The organism is Kribbella sp. NPDC051137 (assembly GCF_040682535.1).
Lineage (GTDB): Bacteria > Actinomycetota > Actinomycetes > Propionibacteriales > Kribbellaceae > Kribbella > Kribbella karoonensis.
In genome coordinates this window covers 559,624-580,571 of sequence record NZ_JBFBBI010000001.1, presented here as the reverse complement: position 1 = coordinate 580,571, position 20,948 = coordinate 559,624, and the positions used below count along the sequence as shown (strand labels likewise).

At 71.6% G+C, this 20,948-nt stretch carries 8 protein-coding genes; 2 read left to right on the top strand and 6 right to left on the bottom strand.

Features of this window, described 5'->3' with window-relative positions; all coding sequences use genetic code 11:
* Positions 1 to 3 precede the first annotated feature (3 nt).
* From AB0M51_RS02760 to AB0M51_RS02745, 4 genes are all read right to left on the bottom strand, one after another.
* On the bottom strand, positions 4 to 1,128 hold the full coding sequence (locus AB0M51_RS02760) for a bifunctional RNase H/acid phosphatase (protein WP_363747811.1): 1,125 nt from the start codon (positions 1,126 to 1,128) through the stop codon (positions 4 to 6).
* Positions 1,125 to 1,778: a C4-type zinc ribbon domain-containing protein gene (locus tag AB0M51_RS02755; protein WP_344197948.1), complete on the bottom strand. Its 654-nt coding sequence runs from the start codon at positions 1,776 to 1,778 to the stop codon at positions 1,125 to 1,127. Before AB0M51_RS02755 ends, AB0M51_RS02760 begins: the two co-directional genes overlap by 4 nt.
* A gap of 120 nt (positions 1,779 to 1,898) precedes the next feature.
* Entirely contained in the window at positions 1,899 to 3,026 is a 1,128-nt protein-coding gene (locus tag AB0M51_RS02750; protein WP_344197946.1) for a Nif3-like dinuclear metal center hexameric protein, read from the bottom strand.
* Positions 3,027 to 3,228: 202 nt separating this feature from the next.
* A complete protein-coding gene (locus AB0M51_RS02745) occupies positions 3,229 to 4,857 on the bottom strand; it encodes an alpha-amylase family glycosyl hydrolase (RefSeq protein ID WP_344197944.1) in 1,629 nt (542 codons plus the stop codon).
* Between the two features lie 109 nt (positions 4,858 to 4,966).
* On the opposite strand from AB0M51_RS02745, the gene AB0M51_RS02740 reads away from it, so the two are divergent.
* Entirely contained in the window at positions 4,967 to 6,175 is a 1,209-nt protein-coding gene (locus AB0M51_RS02740; protein WP_344197942.1) for an ROK family transcriptional regulator, read from the top strand.
* 22 nt (positions 6,176 to 6,197) lie between these two features.
* On the opposite strand, the gene nagZ is transcribed toward AB0M51_RS02740, so the two are convergent.
* Complete coding sequence (gene nagZ / locus AB0M51_RS02735) at positions 6,198 to 7,676, bottom strand: beta-N-acetylhexosaminidase (protein WP_344197940.1); 1,479 nt, start codon at positions 7,674 to 7,676, stop codon at positions 6,198 to 6,200.
* A gap of 203 nt (positions 7,677 to 7,879) precedes the next feature.
* Between nagZ and AB0M51_RS02730 the strand changes: the two genes are divergently transcribed.
* On the top strand, positions 7,880 to 8,821 hold the full coding sequence (locus AB0M51_RS02730) for an ROK family protein (protein WP_344197938.1): 942 nt from the start codon (positions 7,880 to 7,882) through the stop codon (positions 8,819 to 8,821).
* 427 nt (positions 8,822 to 9,248) lie between these two features.
* On the opposite strand, the gene AB0M51_RS02725 is transcribed toward AB0M51_RS02730, so the two are convergent.
* Positions 9,249 to 20,735 (bottom strand): amino acid adenylation domain-containing protein, encoded by an 11,487-nt coding sequence (locus tag AB0M51_RS02725; protein WP_363747808.1) that lies wholly within the window; start codon positions 20,733 to 20,735, stop codon positions 9,249 to 9,251.
* Positions 20,736 to 20,948 lie beyond the last annotated feature (213 nt).

Here is a 20,948-nt window from a genome sequence, read left to right as displayed (position 1 = left end):
GGGTCAGACTAGCGATGGATCCTGGTTGAAGGAGCGGAGGGACGCGAGGCCGTCGGCGTACCAGTGGGCCTCGGTGATCGTCGCGGGGCGGAGCTCCATCCGGAAGATCGAGGACATCGGGGCCTGCAGCACCGAGCGGACCATCAGCTTGATCGGGGTCACGTGGGTGACCACGAGCACCGTCTTGCCGGGGTGCCGCGCGAGCAGTCCGTCGCGGGCCACTCGGGCCCGCCGGGCGCACGCGTCGAACGACTCGCCGCCGGGCGGCGCCACCGTCGTCGACTCCAGCCACGCGTTCAGCGCGTCCGGCCACTTCTCCTGGATCTCGGCGAACGTATGCCCGTCCCAGTCGCCGAACGAGCACTCGACCCACCCCTCGTCCACGACGACGTCCAGCCCGAGCTCCGCACCGACCGCGGCCGCCGTCTCCCGCGCCCGCCGCATCGGCGACGTCACGATCGCGTCGATCCCGCCGATCCGGGCCAGGTACGTCGCCGCCGCGGCCGCCTGGGCCCGCCCGTTCTCGCTCAGCGACGGGTCGTCCCCGCCGGAGCCCGAGAACCGCTTCTCCGCGGTGTGCGGCGTCTCGCCGTGCCGCAGGAAGATCAACCGGGTCGGCGGCTCGGCCTGGGTACCCCAGCCGCGCAGCGCCTTCCCGAGCTCCGACGGCTGTGCGGCCGGCGCGGCAGGCACCGTCGCGTCCGCGGGCTGCAACGGGATCGGCACGCCGTCGAGCGCGTTGTTCGCCAGCGCGTCAGCGGCCGCGTTCTTCGCCCGCGGCACCCACGTCCACTCGGTCCCGAACGGCGCCAGCCCCTGCGCCTTGATCGCCAGCGGCTGCAGGTCCGGGTGCTTGATCTTCCACCGGCCGGCCATCTGCTCGACGACCAGCTTCGAGTCCATCCGTACTTCGATGGACGCGTTCGGCGCGTACTCCGCGGCGAGCTCGAGGCCCGCGATCAGCCCCGAGTACTCCGCGACGTTGTTGGTGGCGATCCCGATCGTCTTGCCCTGCTGGGCGATGACCTTCCCGGTCACCGGGTCCCGAACAAGCGCGCCGTACGACGCCGGCCCCGGGTTCCCCCGCGATCCACCGTCCGCCTCGACGATGACGTGGCTGTAGGTCATACCGCGCTGTCCGCCGTCCTGACCAGGATGCGTCCGCACTCCTCGCACCGCAGTACGGCGTCGGGAGCGGCGGCCCTGATCGCGTTCAGGTCGGACGGGGCGAGCTCCATCCGGCAACCCATGCAGCGCTTGCCGACCAGCGGCGCGGCGCCGATGCCGCCGTTGTGCTCGCGGAGCCGCTGGTACTGCGCGAGCAGGGCTTCCGGCAGCTCGGCCACCACCACGGCACGCTTGTCGGCGACGCCCGCGCGCTGCTCGTCCAGCTCCTTGATCGCGGCGTCGCGCGACGTCTCCAGCTCGGACTGCCGTCCGGCGAACGCCTCCGCCCGGGTCCGCAGCTCGGCCTGCACGACCTCGGCGGCCTCGAGCTTCTCCATCACCTCGAGCTCGGCGTCCTCCAGGTCCGAGATCCGGCGGTCCAGCGAGCCGATCTCGTGCTGCAGGTTCTCCAGGTCGCGCGGCGAGGTGACCTGGCCGGAGTCCAGTCGCTGCTGGTTCCGCGCGCGGCGCTGGCGGACCTGCTCGACATCGCTGTCGGCCTTCTTCTGCTCGCGCTGCAGGTCGCTGACCTCGGTGTCCGCGGTGACCAGCTCGCGGTCCACCACGGACTTCTCCGCGGCCAGGTCCTTGAGCGCCTGGTGCTCGGGCAACGACGCGCGCTTGTGCGCGACCTGGTCGAGCTGCAGGTCCAGATCCTGCAGGTCCAGCAGCCGGCGTTGGACGGCGGGCTCGGCGTTCAGAGTCGGCTCCTTAGATCGTTGGCGGCGTACTCAGATCCGCAGCGTCCATGCGTCCGTGCAGAGTGTTGAGATGTGAGTGTCCACGGTACTGCCTCGGGCCGCGAGACCTTCGAGCAGGAGGCGTTCGGCGTCCGCGAGCCACGGCCACTCGCTGGCCCAGTGCGCGACGTCGACCAGCGCGGGCTCGCCGTACGCCCGGGCCTCCGTCGCCGGATGGTGCCGCAGGTCGGCGGTCAGGTACGCGTCCACGCCGGCCGCGCGGACCCGGCCGAACTCCGAGTCGCCCGCTCCCCCGACGACCGCGACGGTCTCGATCGTCCGGTCCAGGTCGCCGGAGACCCGGACCCCGTGCTCGGTCCGCGGCAGACTCTCGGCGACCAGCCGCGCGAAGTCCGCGAGCGGCAACGGTTCCGCCAGTACGCCGACCCGCCCGCCGCCGCGCTCGCTCGGCAGCTCGGCCAGTTCGTACACGTCGTACGCCGGCTCCTCGTAGGAGTGCGCGGCGACCAGCGCCTCGACGACCTGGCGGCGTCTGCGGCGCGGGGCGATCATCTCCAGCCGGTTCTCCGGGACGACCTCGATGTCGCCGACGGTGCCGATGGCCGGGTTCGCGCCCTCCAGCGGCCGGAACGTTCCTTCGCCGGTACCGCTCCACGCGGCCCGCTCGTAGTCGCCGATCCGGCCGGCCCCGGCCGCCGCGAGCGCGTCGAGCATCGCCGGTGTCTCCGCGACCGGGACGAACACCACGATCTTGTCCATCGGCTCGGCCGGCATCGCCTTCAACGGGCGGGTGTCGCGCAACCCGATCGCGGCGGCCAGCGCGTCGCTCACCCCCGGGTTCGCGTTGTCGGCGTTCGTGTGGCAGACGTGTAGAGCGACACCGGCGCGAATCAGGTCGGTGACCACCCGGCCCTTGGGCGTGGTCGCGGCGACGCTGTGCACTCCGCGCAGCAACAGCGGATGGTGCGTGACCAGCAGGTCGAAGCCGCCCTCGATCGCCTCGTCGACCACTTCCCGCATCGGGTCGACCGCGAACAGGACCCGCCGTACCTCCTGGCCCGGATCGCCGGTCACCAGGCCGACGGCGTCCCACTCCTCCGCCCAGGCAGGGTTGTAGAGCCGATCGAGTACCGCGAGTACATCCCCAAGCGTCGTCACGACGCTTATCCTGACAGTTCATGGATCGTGACGGGGGCAACCGCCCGGTGTCCCCGCCACGACCATGTCCGCCGGTGCGAGCGACGGCGTGGGGTGCGGCCGCCCCGCCGCATCCGCCACGACACCCGCACCGACGGGAACGCCCCGGTCATACAGGGGGAGGACCGTCTCGGGACGGCCGACCGGGGCGCGTTCTGGGGGTCTAGATGAGCCAGGCGGTCGTGTCGCCCGGCAGTTTGTCGCCCTCGAGCGGGCCGCTGGACAGCACGACCGCGGCGTCCGGCAGTTCGACCGGCGCGGCGCCGAAGTTCGTCACGCACTGCCAGCCGCCGGAGCGGACGAAGTGCAGTACGTCGTCGTTGCCGTCGACCCAGGTCAGCGAACTACCCGTCCGCAGCCCCCGGCGGACCGCGAGCGCCTTGCGGTACAGGCTCAGCGTCGACTCCGCGTCGTCCTGCTGCGCCTCGACGGAGTACGCCCCGAACCACTTCGGCTGCACCAGGTGCGAGCCGCCGGTACCGAAGCCGAACGAGAGGCCGTCGACCGTCCACGGGATCGGCACCCGGCAGCCGTCGCGGCCCTTCTCGGCACCCTTCGACCGGAAGTACGCCGGGTCCTGCAGGTTCGCGGCCGGCAGCTCGCCGACCTCCTGCAGACCGAGCTCCTCACCCTGGTAGAGGTACGCCGAACCGGGCAGCGCGAGCATCAGCAGCGTCGCGGCCCGGGCCCGGCGCAGCCCGAGCGCGACGTCCACGGTCGGCTCGGTGCCGTTGCTGAGCAGCCAGTCCTTGCCGTCCTGCCAGCCGCCCTTCGGGTTCTTCGGCAGGCCGTACCGGGTGGCGTGCCGGACGACGTCGTGGTTCGAGAACACCCACGTCGACGACGACCCGTTCTGCTCGGCGAACTCGAGGTTCTCCTCGATCACCTTGCGGAACGTGTCGTACTCGAAGTCGGCCTGCAGCAGGTCGAAGTTGAACGCCTGCCCGAGCCCGTCGGCGCTGGCGTACCGCGCCCGGCGGGCGGCCGGCACGAACGCCTCGGCGACCGCGGACCGCGGCGGGTCGTAGGTGTTCAGCAGCTTGCGCCAGTCCCGGTAGATCTCGTGGACGCCGTCCTGGTCCCAGAGCGGATGCTTGCCGTTCGACTCCGACTGCCGGGGCAGCGTGGCCTTCGCCGGGAACGGCTCGGTGAGGTCCTTCACCAGCGCGTGCGCGACGTCGACCCGGAAGCCGTCGACACCCCGGTCCGACCAGAACTTCAGGGTCTCCAGGAAGTCGGCCCGTACCTCGGGGTGCTGCCAGTTCAGGTCGGGCTGCTCGGCCGCGAACATGTGCAGGTACCACTGGCCGTCGTCGGTCTGCGCCCAGGCCGAGCCGCCGAACACCGAGTCCCAGTCCGACGGCGGCCGGTCACCCTCACCGTCGCGGAAGATGTACCGGTCGCGGGCGGGGTGCCCCTTGGCCGCTTTCAGCGCCTCGACGAACCACTCGTGCCGGTCGGACGTGTGGTTCGGGACGATGTCCACGATCAGCTTGATGCCCTCGGCGTGCAGCGCCTCGACCAGCTGGTCGAAGTCCGCCAGCGTGCCGAGCCGCGGGTCGACGTTGCGGTAGTCGTCCACGTCGTACCCGCCGTCGGCCAGCGCCGACGGGTAGAACGGGCTCAGCCAGACCGCGTCGATGCCCAGCGCCACCAGGTACGGGACTCGACTGATGATGCCGGGCAGGTCCCCGACGCCGTCGCCGTTGGAGTCGGCGAAGCTGCGCGGATAGATCTGGTACACGACGGCTTGCCGCCACCAGTCGGGATCGGTGGCATGTGGACTCGTCACGATCGCCTCACTCGGAATCTGTTGGTAACCCGGGGTTTATATATAGGCTCTAAATTTAGAATCTGCATGTATTCTGCGGTCGGTACGACGACGAGGTCAAGGGGCTTTCATGGCGAAACCACCGGCTACCCCGCCCACGGCCACGCCGACGATGCTGCGGCGGGTGAACGCGGGCAAGGTACTCGGCGTGCTGAACCGCGCACGGGTGATGACAGGAACCGGCCTGATAGAGGCCACCGGTCTCACCCGGGCCACCGTGCACGCCGTCTGCAACGACCTGATCTCGATGGGCTGGGTGGTCGAGCTCGATCCGGGGCGGACGTCGGTGGGTCGGCCGTCGCGGCGGTTCGAGTTCAACGGCCGGGCCGGGTACGTGCTCGGGATCGACATCGGCGCGGCCAAGACCACGGTGCTGGTGTCCGACCTGCGCGGCGAGACGGTCGCCAAGGCCGGGCGGTCGGCGGCCGGCGTGAAGGCGCCCGGCGAGCGGACCGGGATCGTGCACGAGACCGTCGTCGAGGCGCTGGAGTCCGCCGGGGTGTCGGACGCTCAGGTGCTGGCGGCGGGTGCCGGGGTCGCCGCACCGGTGGACCGGGACGGGAACATCCTGGTCGCGGACGAGTTCTGGCGGCGGTTCGACACCGGGTTGTCGCAGCGGCTGACCGAGTTGCACGGCTGGCCGGTGCTGCTCGAGAACGACGCGAACCTCGCGGCGCTCGGCGAGCACTGGCGCGGCGAGGCCCGGAACGTCGACGATCTCGTCGTACTGCTGGCGGGCGAGCGGTTCGGTTCCGGGCTGATGGACTCCGGGCGGTTGCTGCACGGGAGTCGCGGCGGAGCCGGCGAGATGGTGTTCCTGAAGCTGGTCGAAGGCGTTGGCGATACCCACGGCATCGCCCGGATCGCCCGCGAACACGGGACCGCGGCGGTGGCGGATGCCGCCGTACGGACCTCGTTGCGTTCCATGGCTGTCGACGGCGAGGTGACCGCCGAGCAGGTGTTCCGGGCCGCGGCCGAGGGCGACAAGGTTGCCCAGGGCATCCTTCAGGACATCGCCGGACGGACCGCCCGGGTGGTCGCGATACTCGGCACGCTGTTCAACCCGGAGCTGGTGGTCCTCGGCGGCGCCGTCGCCCAGGCAGCCGCCGCCCTACTCCCCGACGTCGAACGCCGGCTGACCGACCACACCAGCACTCCCCCACGCGTCGCCGTCTCCTCCCTCGGCGACGCGATCGTCTCGGTCGGCGCGGTCCGCCACGCCCTCAACTACGTCGAACAGCACGCCCTCGACCTCGAACTCACCTGCCGCCCGACCTGATCCTCCTGTCGAGGTGCGGAGCTCAGCGGGTCAGCTGGCGGGCGATTGCCTCCAGCACCACCATGTTGCGGCCGGAGGTGGTGGCTGAGGGGACGCCTGGTGGGACCAGGGACTGGTCCTCGGGTATGCCGGTGCAGAGGACGAAGAGGTTGTCGGGGTGGCTCTCGACGAGGTGGGTGAGGGCGGCGCGCATCCACGGCGTGCGGCCGGCGTCCTGGACGGCGATCACCAGCGGGCGACCCTGCGCGGCCTTCGCGGCGCGGGCGATCGCGTCGTCCTGAGGCTCGCCGTTGTCGGTCAGATGGTGCTCGCCGCGCAGCACCACACCGTCGGCGCCCGGCGCCACCCGCGTGAAGATCTCCGGAAGCCCGGAGAAATAGGGGTTCCACGCCGGGTGCAACCCCTGGGTCAGATCCACCACGTACGGCGACCCGCCGAGCGCCGGGAACGTCTGCCCGGCCACCACCCGCGCCGCCACCTCCCGGATCGGGGCACCGCCGAGACCCGACTGCCGGCTCCGCTGCCCGAGCGACGCCGCGAGCGTACGAACCCGCGCGGCGGCGTCAGCCACCCGCTCCGCCGGAAGCTCACCGGTACGCACGGCCTCGACCACGCGGGCAGTCAGCGCCTGCGTGTCCGCCGTGCCGACCGCGATCATCGCCAGGTCCGCACCCGCGCCGATCGACGCGACCGCCGCATCCTCGATCGAGCGGTTCTTGGTGATCGCCTGCATCTCGAGAGCGTCGGTCGTGATCACCCCGGTGAACCCGAGCTCCTCCCGCAGCAACCCGGTGAGCACCCGGTGCGACAGCGTGGCGGGCCGGTCGTCGTACGCCGAGAAGATGATGTGCGCGCTCATCACGACATCGGCCCCCGCCGCGATCGTCGCCCGGAACGGTGCCAGCTCGACCTCCTGCACCTCCGCCGCCGAACGGTCCACCCGCGGCAGGTCGGTGTGCGAGTCGACCGCGACGTCACCGTGCCCCGGGAAGTGCTTCGGGCAGGCGGCGATCCCGGCGTCGTGGACACCCTGGACGAACGCGACACCGTGCCGCGACACGACGTCCGCCGTACGGCCGAACGACCGCGTGGAGATGATCGGGTTCGCCGGGTTGCTGTTCACGTCGACCGACGGCGCGAGCATCAGGTCGATGCCGAGCGACGCGAGGGTCGCGGCCGCGTCCCGGGCCGCGGCGCGGGTCAGCTCGGTGTCGTCCAGGTCGCCGAGCAGCCGCGGGGACGCCAGCGGCCACGGGTTCGCCGGCGCGAGGTGGCTGAACTCGCCGCCCTCGTGGTCGATCGCGACGATCAGGTCGGGCCGCTCGGACCGCAGTACGGCGGTCAGCGCCGCCACCTGCTCGGCGTCCGCGACGTTCCGGGTGAACAGGATGACCGCACCGAGGCCGCCGGCCACCGCGCGCCGCAGTTCGTCGGGGGCCGTCGTCCCGGTGAAGCCGACGACCAGCGCGCCGGCCGCGTCCCGATCCAGTTGAGCACTCATTCCCCAACCCTCTCGCAGTCGCGGTATCCGGCGCCAGTAGGGGCCTGTCGGCGCCCCGAGGGGCATCGTTGTCAGGCGTTGTCATGGCAGTTAACTGCCGTCACCCTGCGGGTTTTCCATGATTACCAGTTTTCACCCCTGTCTGTTCGGGCCGACTACAGATAACGTTGTCTCTCGACCTGACCGCCCTGACCGGGGGGACGATGAGCGACGACACTGGGGACGACACGTTGGTGGCGCGGGATTCCGTGCTGGGCATCGACATCGGCGGCACGAAGATGGCCGCCGCTTTGGTGTCCGCCGACGGCACGATTCTCACCGGCGACCGGATCCCGACCCCGTCCGGCGGTGCCGACCAGGTCTTCGCCGCGCTCGGTGAGCTGATCGACCGGGTCCGCGGCGACGCGGTACCGCTCGCGGTCGGTGTCGGTTCGGCCGGTCCCCTCGACCAGCAGCACGGTCACGTCTCCCCGGTGAACATCCCCGGCTGGCGCAACTTCCCGCTCGTCGACCGGGTCCGCGCGGTGACCGGCGACGTACCGGTGACCCTCGGCATGGACGGGCACTGCTTCGCGCTCGGCGAGTACTGGAACGGCGCCGGGCGGGACGCGAAGACCTTGCTCGGCATCGTGGTGTCGACCGGTGTCGGCGGCGGGCTGGTGGTCGACGGCAAGCCGCTGATCGGCCAGTCCGGGAACGCGGCCCACGTCGGCCACGTGGTGGTCGACCAGGACGGCGAGTCCTGCGCGTGCGGGTCGTTCGGCTGTGTCGAGGCGTACGCGAGCGGTCCGCGGATGGTCGCCCGCGCGCAGCGTCGCGGCTGGCGGACCGGCGAGGACGTGGACGCCGAAGTACTGGCCGCCGACGCCGCGGCCGGGGACGAGCTCGCGCTGGGCGCGTTCGACGACGGCGCGCAGGCGCTGGCCGCGGGGATCGTGGCGACGGCCGTCACCGTGGACCTGACCACGGTCGTGATCGGCGGCGGGGTCGCGAAGGCCGGGCCGGTGCTGTTCGACCCGGTGCAGGCGTGGGTGAAGCGGCTGGCGCAACTACCGTTCGTCACCGACCTCACCGTGGTGCCGGCCCAGCTGGACAACGCCGGCCTGCTCGGCGCCGCGCATCAGGCGTGGGCCGCGCTCTCCTGATCCGTACAGGAATGGTGATGCGGTAAAGGTTCTCCCGCACACCTTTGCGCAATTCTTACGAATCTTCCCGATCCGTGTAACGACCGCCCTACGCCCAGCGATGCAACGGATGGATGGGGTGGGGGCACCATCATCCGTGGCCGGTCGAGGGGGCTCGGACCGGCCGGCTCGGGAGATCAAAGGGGGGCCTGGATCACCCGGAACACGTAGGCGGCGGGCGAGGCGACTCACCCGCCGCAAACGTGTGGACCCACCGGTCGGGAACCGACGTGCCGTCGGCGACGTCCGACCGGGACGCTACGCGATCGATCCCGTGGAGGGACGGTATCGAGCGCGGGTTCTGCACCGTGAACGGCGGACGGTGGCGGCAGGAGGGGGTTGCCACCGGCCTGACCCCCCGTCCACGGTGCAGAACTATGGTGCAGAACTACGGCCTGAGCCACTCCGGTTCGGGGAGGCGGCCGCGGTCGAGGCGGCCGTTGTCGTCGAGCGGAAGCTCCTCGATCGGGATCAGGTCCGCCGGGACCAGGTAGATCGGCAGCTCCTTGCCGAGGTCGAGCATCAGCCGCGCCAGTACGGCGGGGTCGCTGTCCTCGAGGACGACGTACCCGATCAGGCAGGTGTCGCCGCCCGGCTCGGTCTGCGCGACCACGACCGCGTCCACCACGCCGGGCTGGTCCGCGAGTACGTGCTCGGTCTCGCCGGGCTCCACCCGATGACCGCGGATCTTCACCTGGTCGTCCGCGCGGCCGAGGTACTCGAGCGTGCCGTCGACCCGCCAGCGGCCGAGGTCGCGGCTGCGGTACAGCCGCGCGCCCGGGTGACCCGGGTCGCCGACGAACGCGCGCTCGGTCTCCTCCGGCCGCCCGAGGTAGCCCTGGGCGACGGCCGCGCCGCCGAGGTGGATCTCCCCGACCGCGCCGACCGGCACCGGCCGCAGCGCCGCGTCGAGAAGCCGTACCGCGACCCCCTCGATCGGGCGACCGATCGACGGCCGGTCCTCGGCCGGGTCGACCTCGTGGATCGTGGTCACGATCGACGCCTCGGCCGGCCCGTACTCGTTGAACAACCGGCACTCCGGATGTGCGTCCAGGAAGTCCCGCACCTTGTGCGTCAGCACCATCGCCTCGCCGCCCGCGACGATCTCCCGCAACGCGGGCAGCTCCGGCAGCCGGCGCATCGTCGCCAGCAGCGCGGTCAGCGGGCTGAACGCCATGAACAGCCGCTGTACGTCGTGATCGCGCAGCGCCGCGACCACCGCGTCCGGGTCGTACCGGTCGTCCTCGCCGATCAGTACCAGCGCCGCACCGGAGGCCAGCGTCGTGAACATCTCCTGCACATGCACGTCGAACCCGAACGAGGTCCACTGCAGCGTCCGGAGCGACCGCCGCGTCCGCAGGTAGTGCCGGACCAGGTTCACCGGGCCGCGGTGCGGGACCACGACACCCTTCGGGTTGCCGGTCGAGCCGGAGGTGTAGATGCAGTACGCGACGTCGTCGGCCGCGGCCCGGACCGGCGGCGCCTGCCTGGCGCGCGCGTCGGCGTCGACGCGCGCTGCCGGCACGGCGACCGGGACCAGGCGCAGGCCGAGGCGGTCCGCCAGCGCCGCGTCGTCCCCGACCAGCGCGACGGCGGCCGAGTCCTGCACCATGAACGCCCAGCGGGACTCGGGTACGCCGGGATCCAGCGGGAGGTAGGCAGCGCCGGACTTCAGCACGGCCAGCACCGCGACGACCATTTCGGTGCCGCGGGCAACTCGTACCGCGACCAGTTCGCCCGGCTTCACGCCGAGGTCGGTGAGTTGCCAGGCGACGGCGTTCGCGCGCCGGTCGAGTTCGGCGTACGTGAGCTCGCGATCGCCTTGGACGACAGCGATCGCGTCCGGGGTGCGGGCGACCTGCTGCTCGAAGAGGGTGTGCAGGCCGCTGAGCTCACCGGCCACCACGGCGTCCCGGCGGACGCGACCGATCGGGCCGACCGGGTCGGCGTCGGACTCGAGTTCACGGAGCGCCCGCAGGTCGGACTCCAGCGGGAGCACGAGTTCGGGCAGCCGGAGCTCCGGGCGACTCGTTGCCCTGCGCAATACTTCCTCGAGGTACTCGAGGAGTCGCTCGACGCTGCGCCGCTCGAACAGGCCGGACCGGTAGTCCGCCGTACAGGTGATGACGTCGCCGTCGTGGGTCAGCCGGAACCTCACGTCGATCTGCGCCGGCAGCTCGTCCTCGCCGTCCTCGAAGTCGACCAGGATCTGGAACAGCGGGTCCCGCGCGAGGATCGCGAGATCGGTGCCGGCGTGCTCGAACGCGGCGGCCGTGATGTCGCGGATCCGCTCGGTGAGCTCACCGAGGTCGGGCTCACCGGACAGGTCGATCCGCAACGGCAGGGGCCGCGCGGCCGGCGCGTCGTCCGGGCGAACCATCGCGGACCCGAGCGTCACGTCGTCCTGCGCGGCGAACCGCCCGAGCACCGTCGCGACCGCGGCCAGCATGGTCATCGCGGGGCTGAGCTTCCGCTCCCGGCTGTAGGCGAACACGGCCGCCCCCAGCTCGACAGCAAGCTCCCGCCGGACCGACGCCACCGCGTCGTCCCCCGGCGCCCGCACCCGATCCACAGGCAACACCAACGGCTGTGCACCGGCCAGAGCCCGATCCCAATAGCTCAGATCCCGCCGCTGCTCCCCCACCTCCCGAACCACAACCGCCGTACCGGCCGCGGCGGCCGACAGGTGCTGATCGTTGGCGCTCGTCCCGGACGTACTCACCTGTGCTTCGTCGGCAGCACCTTCGGCAGACTTCTCGTCCGCACCGGACCCCGGCCCATCAACCCGTGTACCTTCCTCGGGTACCTCGCCGAGGTGGGCCGCACCTTCGGCGGTTGCGTCAGCCGTGTGCGGTTCCGTCGGGTCGTCGGTCTCCGGCTGCTGCTCGTCTGCGGGCTGGTCGGTGAGCAGTGCGAGCTGTTCGTGCATCAGCTTGGTGACGCCCTCCACCAGCTGGCCTGCCACGCGGAGCTGCTGCGACATCAACGCGGCCATCCCGCTTCCGGGCAGTTCCGCCGCTCCCGTCGCCGCGGCGGCCTCATCCACCTTCGCCGCGAGCTCCGCAAGCCCGGACCCAAGCACCGCCAACGCCGCCCGCGGATCCCGCGTCTCCGCGCCACCGCGAACGTCCCCACCGTCCACGCCATCGCCGCGGGCCTCAGCACCCGCACCACCGGCACCGTCAGCTCGAGCCCCGCCGTCAACTACAGCAGCCTCGGCCTCGGGCGACGTGTCGGCCGGCTCGTCGAGCGCCGGCTCGGCAGTCTGTACCGCGACCGCGGTCGCCAGCTTGTGAGGTGTCGTGTACGTCAGGAACAGGTCGTCCGGTGCCAGCTCCACCTCGAACCGGCTCCGCAGCTCGTCGATCACCGGCGCCATCGACGCCGGCGTCGCCCCCAGCTCCGCGAACGTGTGGTCCACCGTCAGGTCGTACGGATCCAGCCCGTGCACCTCACAGGTCAGATCGAGTACGACGTCCAGCGACTCGCGGTACCGCTCCGCCGACATCTCGTCGCCCGGCAGTGATCCCGCCTGCGCCAGATAGTCCGCATCGATCGCATGCGTCTCCGCCGGCAGCGCGAACGGCGACGCGTCCTCCGCCTCGACCGCCTCGACCGGCTCCGGCTCCATCGGCGGGTCCAGCGGGATCCGCTTCACCGCGGCGCTCGACGGCGTCTCGAACACCACCGACTGCGCCCGCGCGGCCCGCTCGAAAGCATTCAGCCGCGGCGCACCGTTGCCCCCGGCAACCGCCGTCCCGGGGCCGGCGAGCACCGTCACCGACGGGTCCACCGGGTGGTGCACGCGCCGGAACGGGTACGTCGGCAGCGGCACCCGCCCGCCGTCGGCGTACACCTTGGCCCAGGCGATCTCGGTGCCCTGCTCGTACAGCTCGGCCAGCCCGTTCATCGTCGCGAGTACCGGGTCCTGCCCGAGGCGCTGCGCCGGGATCCACGTGCTGTTCGGCGCGATCCGGCGACCGGCGGGGCTCAGTACGGCGTCCGGCCCGAGCTCCAGGAACCGCCGGCATCCGGCCGCGGTCACCGCCTCGACGGCGTCCCCGAACAGCACCGGCTGCCGCAACTGCCCGACCAGGTAGTCGCTGTCCAGCACCGTCCCGGACTCGAGCAGGTCGCCCGACCAGCTGGACACCATCGGTGTCCGCAACGGCTTCAGCGTGATCTCGCGGACGATCTCCGCGAAGTCCGACAGGATTGGGTCCACCAACGAGCTGTGGAACGCCCGGTCCACGTCCAGCCGCTGCCACGCGACCTGCAACTGGTCGAGCTGCGCCGCGAGCTGCCCGACGATCACCTCGGACCCGGTCAGCACGAACGACTGCGGCCCGTTGCCCGCAGCAACTTCTACGCCGGCGGTCCTGGCGATCTCCCGCACCCGATCGGCATCCGCCCGTACCGCGACCATTGCCCCCGGCACCGTTCCGCGCTGCATCAGCTCACCGCGCTTGGCGGTCAACCGTACGCCGTCCGCGACGGACAGCGCGCCCGCGACGCACAACGCGGCGTACTCCCCGACGCTGTGCCCCACGACCAACGCAGGCTGTACGCCGAACGACTGCCACAGCCGAGCCAGCGCGACCTCGAACGCGAACAACGCGGGCTGTGCCGTCTCCGTCGGCCAAACGCCTTCCGTACCGGCCGCCGGAGTCAGGAGCAGCTCGTTCAGACTGCCGCCGGTCTCCTCGTGGTACACCCGGTCGCACTCGTCGAGCACCGACCGGAACACCGGGAACCGTGCCGCCAGGCCCGCGGCCATCCCGCGCCGCGCGGCGCCCTGTCCAGTGAACGCGTACCCGAGCGGACCCGGTCCGCCCCGCGGTACCTCGGTCGTCTGGGCGGAGCCCAGCGCGCTGAGCAGCTCCCGCTCCGTACCGCCCGCGACCGCGATCCGGTACCGGTGCGCGGGCCGCCCGAGCGCCGCCGTACCGGCGAGGTCGATGAGCCGGCGGCCGGTGCCGTGGTCGAGGTCGGTTCGGTACAGCTCGACGAGATCGGCGAGCGCGTCCGGGTCCGGCGCGGACAGCGGCAGTACGACGGGGCCGTCGTCGCCGCGCCGGATCTGCCGCGGCGCCTCCTCGAGGATCACGTGCGCGTTGGTGCCGCTCGGGTCCAGCGCGCTGACGCCGGCGCGCAACGTCGTACCGCCGGACTGCAACGGCACGGTCCATTCGCGGACGTCGGTGCCGATCACGAACGGGCTGCCGTCGAGCGCGAGCGCCGGGTTCGGCTCGGTCACGTTGATGGTCGGCACGAGCGTCCGGTGCTGCAGCATCAGGATCGTCTTGATCAGGCCGGCCATGCCCGCGGCGCTGTCCAGGTGGCCGATGTTCGGCTTGACCGATCCGAGCGTGCAGAACCCGACCTTGTCGGTGTGCCGGCGCAGCGCCGCCGTCAGCGCCTTCACCTCGGCGGCGTCCGCGGCCGGACTGCCGATCCCGTTCGCCTCGATGTAGCTGACCGAGTCCGCGTCGAACCCGGCGCGCTGCAGCGCCCGCTCCACCAGCTCGACCTGGTTGCCGTCGGTGTTGCTCACCGCGGTGCCGCGGATCACGGCGTACACGGTGTCCCCGTCGGCGAGCGCCTGGTCGAGACGCTTCAGCAGTACGGCGGCCACACCGTTGCCGCCGACCGTACCGTCGGCGTCCGCGGCGAACGCCCGCACCTGACCGCTCGGCGACAGGATCGAGTCCGGCGTCGGGCGGTAAGTCGTTGCCTGCGGCACCTGTACGGCGGCCGCACCGGCGAGCGCGAGATCCGCGTCACCGGACCGGAGCGCCTGACAGGCAAGGTGAACCGCCACGAGCGAGGACGAGGACGCGGACTGTACGCCGATCGCCGGACCGGTCAGGCCGAGCCGGTACGCGACCCGGGTGGCGATCGAGTCGCGCGACTGGTGCTGGCGGTTGTACAGGTTCATGCCCGAGCCCGCGAAGACGCCGACGCGGTCCGACGTACCGGCGTACCCACCGTGCTCCAACGCCTGATGACACACCTCGAGGAACAACCGCTGCGCCGGCTCCATGAGCTCGGCCTCGCGATCGCTCAACCCGAAGAACTTCGCGTCGAACGCCTCGACATGCTCCAACACACCCGAGACAGCAACAATCCCGTCCCCCGTGTCCGGCATCCCGCGCCGCACACTCTCCACCCCGCCGACCAGGTTCTCCCAGAACCCCTCGAGCGTCTCCGCCCCCGGGAACCGCCCAGCCACCCCCACCACAGCCACCGGCTCCACCACACCGGCCCGCTCAACACCCCCTACTACCCGGGCAGCCCCCTCAGCCCTACCCGCCACCTCAAGCCCGCTGGCACTCTCCAACTCGCCGTCGCCGCGCCCAACCCCCACAGCAGCAGCCACCAACGCCCCAACCCCGGCACCCGCAGTCCCCCCAACGCCCGCAGCACCATCGAGGTCTCCAGCACCCGCACCACCGTCTGAGTCCGCAACATCCCCGACGCCGTCCACGTCTGCAGCACCCACGGCGCCGTCAGCACCGTCGGCGCCGTCAGCACCGTCGGCGCCCTCAGCATCGGCTGCACCACTCGCGTCGGCAACATCCCCGACGCCCACCTCCGCGCCCCCAGCATGCTCGCCACCGCCCGCCAGTTCAGCCACGTCGGCAACACCCGACGTACCCTCCTCAGCCCCAACCTCCGCTTCGTCAGCACCCTCATCCCCGACGACAACCGGCGCGGCCTCACCAACACCCTCATCCCCAGCGACACCCGACGCGACCTCGCCAACGCCCTCATCCCCGACCACAGCCGAGGCAGCCCCGTCGACGTCGTCGTCCCCGGCAACAACCGCCTCACCGTCGACAACCGCGTCGTTCAACGCAGCGTCCACGTCCCCCGCGTCGCCAACCGTGCCACTCTCCGCAGCGGCAGCCACATCCTCGTCCGCAACCGTGGCACCCGGCTCAGCTACGTCGCCCTCACCGACCGCCGGCTCACCCGCCCCGTCGCCCTCCTGCGTACGTTCCTCATCCCGGGCGAGTACGTCGTCCGCATCGACAGGCACCGGCCGACCAACCAGCTCAGGCCCTCCGGCCACCTCGTCCTGTCCAGCAACCTCGTCCTCACCGCCGCCCTCGTCCTCGGCGGTAAGCGACTCGCTCTCGGTGCCACCTGCGCCACCATCGGCAGCAGTCGCGTCGTCCCCATGGACAACAACCGTCTGCCCAGCGGCCCCGTCGGCACGCTCCTCATCCCGAGCAAGCACCGCGGCCGCATCAGCAGCCCCCACCTGCGGATCCGCCCCAGCCTGGTCAGTTTCAACGAGTGATCCGTCGTCAACTACAGACCGATCAACCACACCACCAGTTGCCTGACCCTGCGCACCCTCGTGGGCAGCGGTCTCGTCGTCGAGTACGACGTCTCCCGCCTCGACAACTCCCCGCAGTACAGCGCTCTCAGACGCGCCGGCACGACCAACCTCACCGTCAGCCCCAACAGCCGCATCGCCCTCAACCGGCTCGACACCAGCCGCACCCTCGTTGGCAGCAGTCTCGTCGTCGGATACGACGTCCCCCGCCTCGACAACTCCCCGCAGTACACCGGTCTCAGACTCGCCGGCACGACCAGCCGCATCGCCAGCCCCAACAGCCGCATCGCCACCAACCGGCTCGACGTCAGCCGCATCGCGCTCAACCAGCTCGCCGTCAGCCGCGCCCTCGTGGGTCGCCGCCCCGTCAACGGCCGGTACGCCGCCCCTCGCCTCGACCACTGCCCGCAGTACAGCGGTCTCAGGCTCGTCGGCATGACCAGCCTCATCCCCAGGTCTGACTGCCGCATCGTCCTCAACCGGCTCGACATCGGTGGTCGAGTCAGGGCCCTCAACAGCCGGGGTCGCATCGTCGGCCAGGTCAGCGCCCGTGACAGCCGGAGTGGCCTCGTCGGGGGTCGGGGTGGCGTTCGCTGAGGTTGCTTCGTGTGTTGGGACGTCGCCTTCTGTTGCAGTCGGCCCGACGCTGGACTCGCCCGCCTCGTTCTGGGCGGTGGACGCGGCTGCTTCGTCTACGGATGCGGCGCCGAGTACGTCGACGCTTGCCTCACTCAACGCGACGGCGTCGCGGGGCTCGTCGGCAACTGGTTCGTCCTGCGCAACGGACGCGGCCCGGTGGTCGCGAGCAGCATCCTCCGAGCGACCGTCGTCCCACGCGCTTGCCCCGTCCCGCGAGCTTCCCTCGTCCCGCACGCCCGCGTCGTCCCGTACGTCTGCGTCATCCCGTACGTCCGCGTCATCCCGTACGTCCGCGTCATCCCGTACGTCCGCGTCATCCCGTAGGTCCGCGTCATCCCGTACGTCCGCGTCATCCCGTAGGTCCGCGTCATCCCGTACGTCTGCCTCGTTCCGTAGGTCCGCGTCATCCCGTACGTCTGCCTCGTCCCGTACGTCTGCCTCGTCCTGGGCGCCTTCCTCCTCGCGGGGGTGCGACTCAGCGAGTGGGGTGTCGTCGGACGGGTCCTCGTTCGAGTCTGCTGTCAGATCGTGGGGCTCGGGTATGTCCGATTTGCCGTTGGCGGTGGTGTGGTCGTCGGCAGCGGTTGAATTTGTGGAGTTCGCATCCGCGGCGGGTACGCCGGCATCGTCCGCAGCGGGTGTGGCCGCATCGTTGGCGTTCGCGTGATCGCGTACGGCGTCGTCGTGCGTGGGAGCCGCGTCTGCATCCGCCTCGTCGACTTCCGCGTCCGCCTCAGCACCTGCGGCAGTGCCCGCGGTGTCTGCGATCGCGCCGTCCGTACCAGCTGTGTCGTCGGGTGCGTCCGCGTCGGCGGGGAGGGTCATGCCGCCGACGGGTTCCGCGTTGGCGGGTGGGGTGGAGAGCTCGGGGTTGTCGGTTGCGTTTGCGCCGTTGGTCGCCGTCGGGCTCTCGGTTACGCGCGTCTCGTCGGACGTGTCTGCTTCGTCGGTTGCAGCCGGGCGTCCGAGTGCGTCTGAGTCGGTGGGTACGTCCGCGTTCGCGGGGTCCGTGGCGTCCGACGCGTCCGTGGTGTCGGTCGGGGCCGTGGGGTTGGCGGCGGGTGTGGTGGTGAGGGGGGTGGGCTCGGTCGAGTGTGTGGCAGCGCGGCGCGGGGTGGCCGGGCCATAGGCGGTGGGGGGCGGGGTGGTGTCTGTGATGCGGGTTAGTTCGGTGGTGGCGGCCTCGTCGGTAGCGGCGGCCTCGTCGGTGGTGGCCGGCTCGTCGGTGGTGAAGTCCGCCGATGGTGCGTCGGTGGGGGTCGCCGTATCGGCGGCTGTTGCGTTCGAGGCCGTCGCATTGGGCGGTGCGGGCTCGGATGTCGTGGGTTGGGTGGGCGCTGACTCTGCGGAGACTGGCTCGGGAGTCGGGGTGTCGGCCGGGTTCGGGCGAGGCTGCGGGGCCGTGGCGGGTGACGGGCCGAAGGGGGATGTCGGTAGGGCGGGATGGGTGGGTTCCGCGGTCGACGGTGCTGTCTCAGCGGACTGCGCCGGAGCGGAGGATGAGTCGGCCGATGGGGTCGCGTCGGGAGACTCGGTTGGGGCGGCGGATGTGCCGGAGAGGTCGCGGGTCGGCGCGGAGGCGTGCGTCGGCGCGGGTGGGTTCGCGGGCGTCGCGGGGTCCGACGGGCTTGCGGGTGGGGCTGCGGTCGCGGACTGGTCGGAGGTCGCTGATGACCCGGAGTGCGTCCCCGGCGCGGGGGCGTGCGTCGGCGCAGGTGGGTTTGCGGGCGTCGCGGGGTCCGACGGGCTTGCGGGTGGGGCTGCGGTCGCGGACTGGTGGGTAGTCGGCGATGGCGCTGAGCGAGTCTCCGGCGCGAGTGTGGAGGGGGCGGGTGTGGAGGGGGCGGGTGTGGAGGGCGCGGGTGTGGAGGGGGCTGACAGGGACGCTGGGGTCGTTGAGGGGGCGGGCGGTGTTGGGGGGGCGGGTGGGGTGCCGAGGGTGGGGCGTTGGGGTGGGGTGGGGATGGATTGCTGGAGTTCGCGTTTCCAGGCGAGGCGGACGACGGGGAGTTCGGTGGTGCGCTCGGACGGGTCCTCGTCGGCGTACGGGGTGGTTTCGGGGGTGGTCGACGGGCCTTGGCCGGTGGGGCCGCTGGCCGGGGTGGCGCCGGCCGGTTCTACGTGCGGGTGGGTCGCGGGTACGAGGGTGCCGTCGAGCCAGCGTTGTTTGAGCAGCGGGCGAAGGATCTTGCCGCCGGGCGTGGTCGGGAAGTCGCGGCGCGGTACGCCGACCACCCGGGCGACGAGGCCGAGGCGGGTCTGGATGAGGCTGCGGATGGCCTGGTCCATGCCGGGGACCGAGTCCGGAGTCAGCGCGTAGAAGACGACGAGGCGGTCGGTGCCGGATTCTTCGTCGGCGATTCCGCAGGCGGCGACCAGGCCTGACGAGGCGCCGACGACCGTCGCGGCGACGGCTTCGATGTCGTGGGCGTAGTGCAGTTTGCCGGACATGATGATGCGTTCGCTGTCGCGGCCGGTGATGACGACCTGGCCGCCGGTGATGAACCCCTGGTCGCCGGTCGCCAGCCACTTGCGGGCCGGCCAGTTCCCGACCGGGAACGCGGCGCGGTCCGCCTCGAGGTTCCCGAGGTACCCGGGTGTCACCCGCGCGGACGCGACCTGCAGCTGGCCGATCCGCCCTTCGGGCAGTACGGCGCCGTTCGGTGCCACGATGCGTACCGTCGTACCGGGAGCAGGCGCCCCCACCGACACCAGCGACAGAACGCCGGGCGCATCGATGCGCGGCGCGCCGGGACGGGCGACCGCGACCTTGCCGGAGGACGGGCGCTGGTCGACCCATTCGACGACGCCGGTCGGCGGGATCCGGACGCGGTGCACGTTCGGGGTCAGACCGGGCCGCGCGAACGTGATCCCGGTGACCGTCTCGGTCATCCCCCACGCCGCGACGAACGTCTCCGGTACGACGCCGAACCGGTTCGTCACGCGCAGGAACTCCGACATCACCGGCACCGTGATCTGCTCGCCGCCGCTGACCAGGCTGCGCAGCGCGGACAGGTCCCAGTGCCGGTCGGGCTCCCCCGCCACCGCGGCGGTCGCGAGCCGGTACCCGAAGTTCGGCGACCAGGAGTGGTTCACCCGGTGCTGCTCCATCAGGTCGAACCAGCGCAGCGGGTTCGCGAGCACCCAGTCGGTGTTCACGTGGATGTTCGTGCACCCGGTGAACACCGGCAGCAGGTGGTACAGCAGGAACGCGCCGCTGCGGTCCAGCGGCAGCCAGTTCAGCGTGGTCTGGCCGGGACGGACCGGGAGCATGGCCGGCGTACCGGCGGCGAACTCGACCAGCCCGCGGTGGGTGAGCTGCACCATCTTCGGCGTACCGGTCGAGCCGGAGGACAGCATCAGTACGGCGACGTCGTCCGCGGCCGGGCGGTGGAAGTCGGACGTCGGCTCGTGGCCTGCCAGCGCGTCCGGGTCGAGGACCGGGAGGCCGAGGTCGTTCGGCAGGTCGGAGGGGCGGCCGATCAGGACCGTCCAGCCGAGCAGGTCGGTGATCCTGCGGAGCCGCTCGCGGCCCTCCTCGGTACGGTCCCCGGCGGGGTGCGGCGCGACCAGCAGCGGGCGGATGCCGCCGAGCGTGCAGGCCCAGAACGCGGCGAAGAAGCCGACCGGCTCGGTACAGTGCACGACCGCGGGGTCGCCGGCGCGTACGCCGTTCGCCCGCAGGCCGGCCAGGATCCGCGCGGCCAGCTCGAGCAGCGTCGGGAAGTCGAGCTTGGTCTCCCGTCCGTCCGCGCCGATCTCGACGACGCCGGCGCCGCCGAAGTCACGCGCCGCCCGGAGCAGCGCGCTCGGCAGGTCGCGGGGGTATCCGGCGGGAATCATCAGCGCCGGTCCGGTGGAGATCGCCGGCCGGTCCGCACCACTTCTCACGCCGATGCCACCACCAGCACGGAGACGGGTACGCCGGGACGCGGGCACGGGCCACCGCTGAGCGAGGCCGGTTGGCGACCCACGGACACGTGCCTCCCCAACTGGACGGAGCGGGTTCCGGGCGGACCCGCCTCACACTTTCACACCGAGCTTCTTGCCCCGTTTCCATCAGCCGGAACAGATGCCGTGACCGGGTACACCCGGTGCGTCATC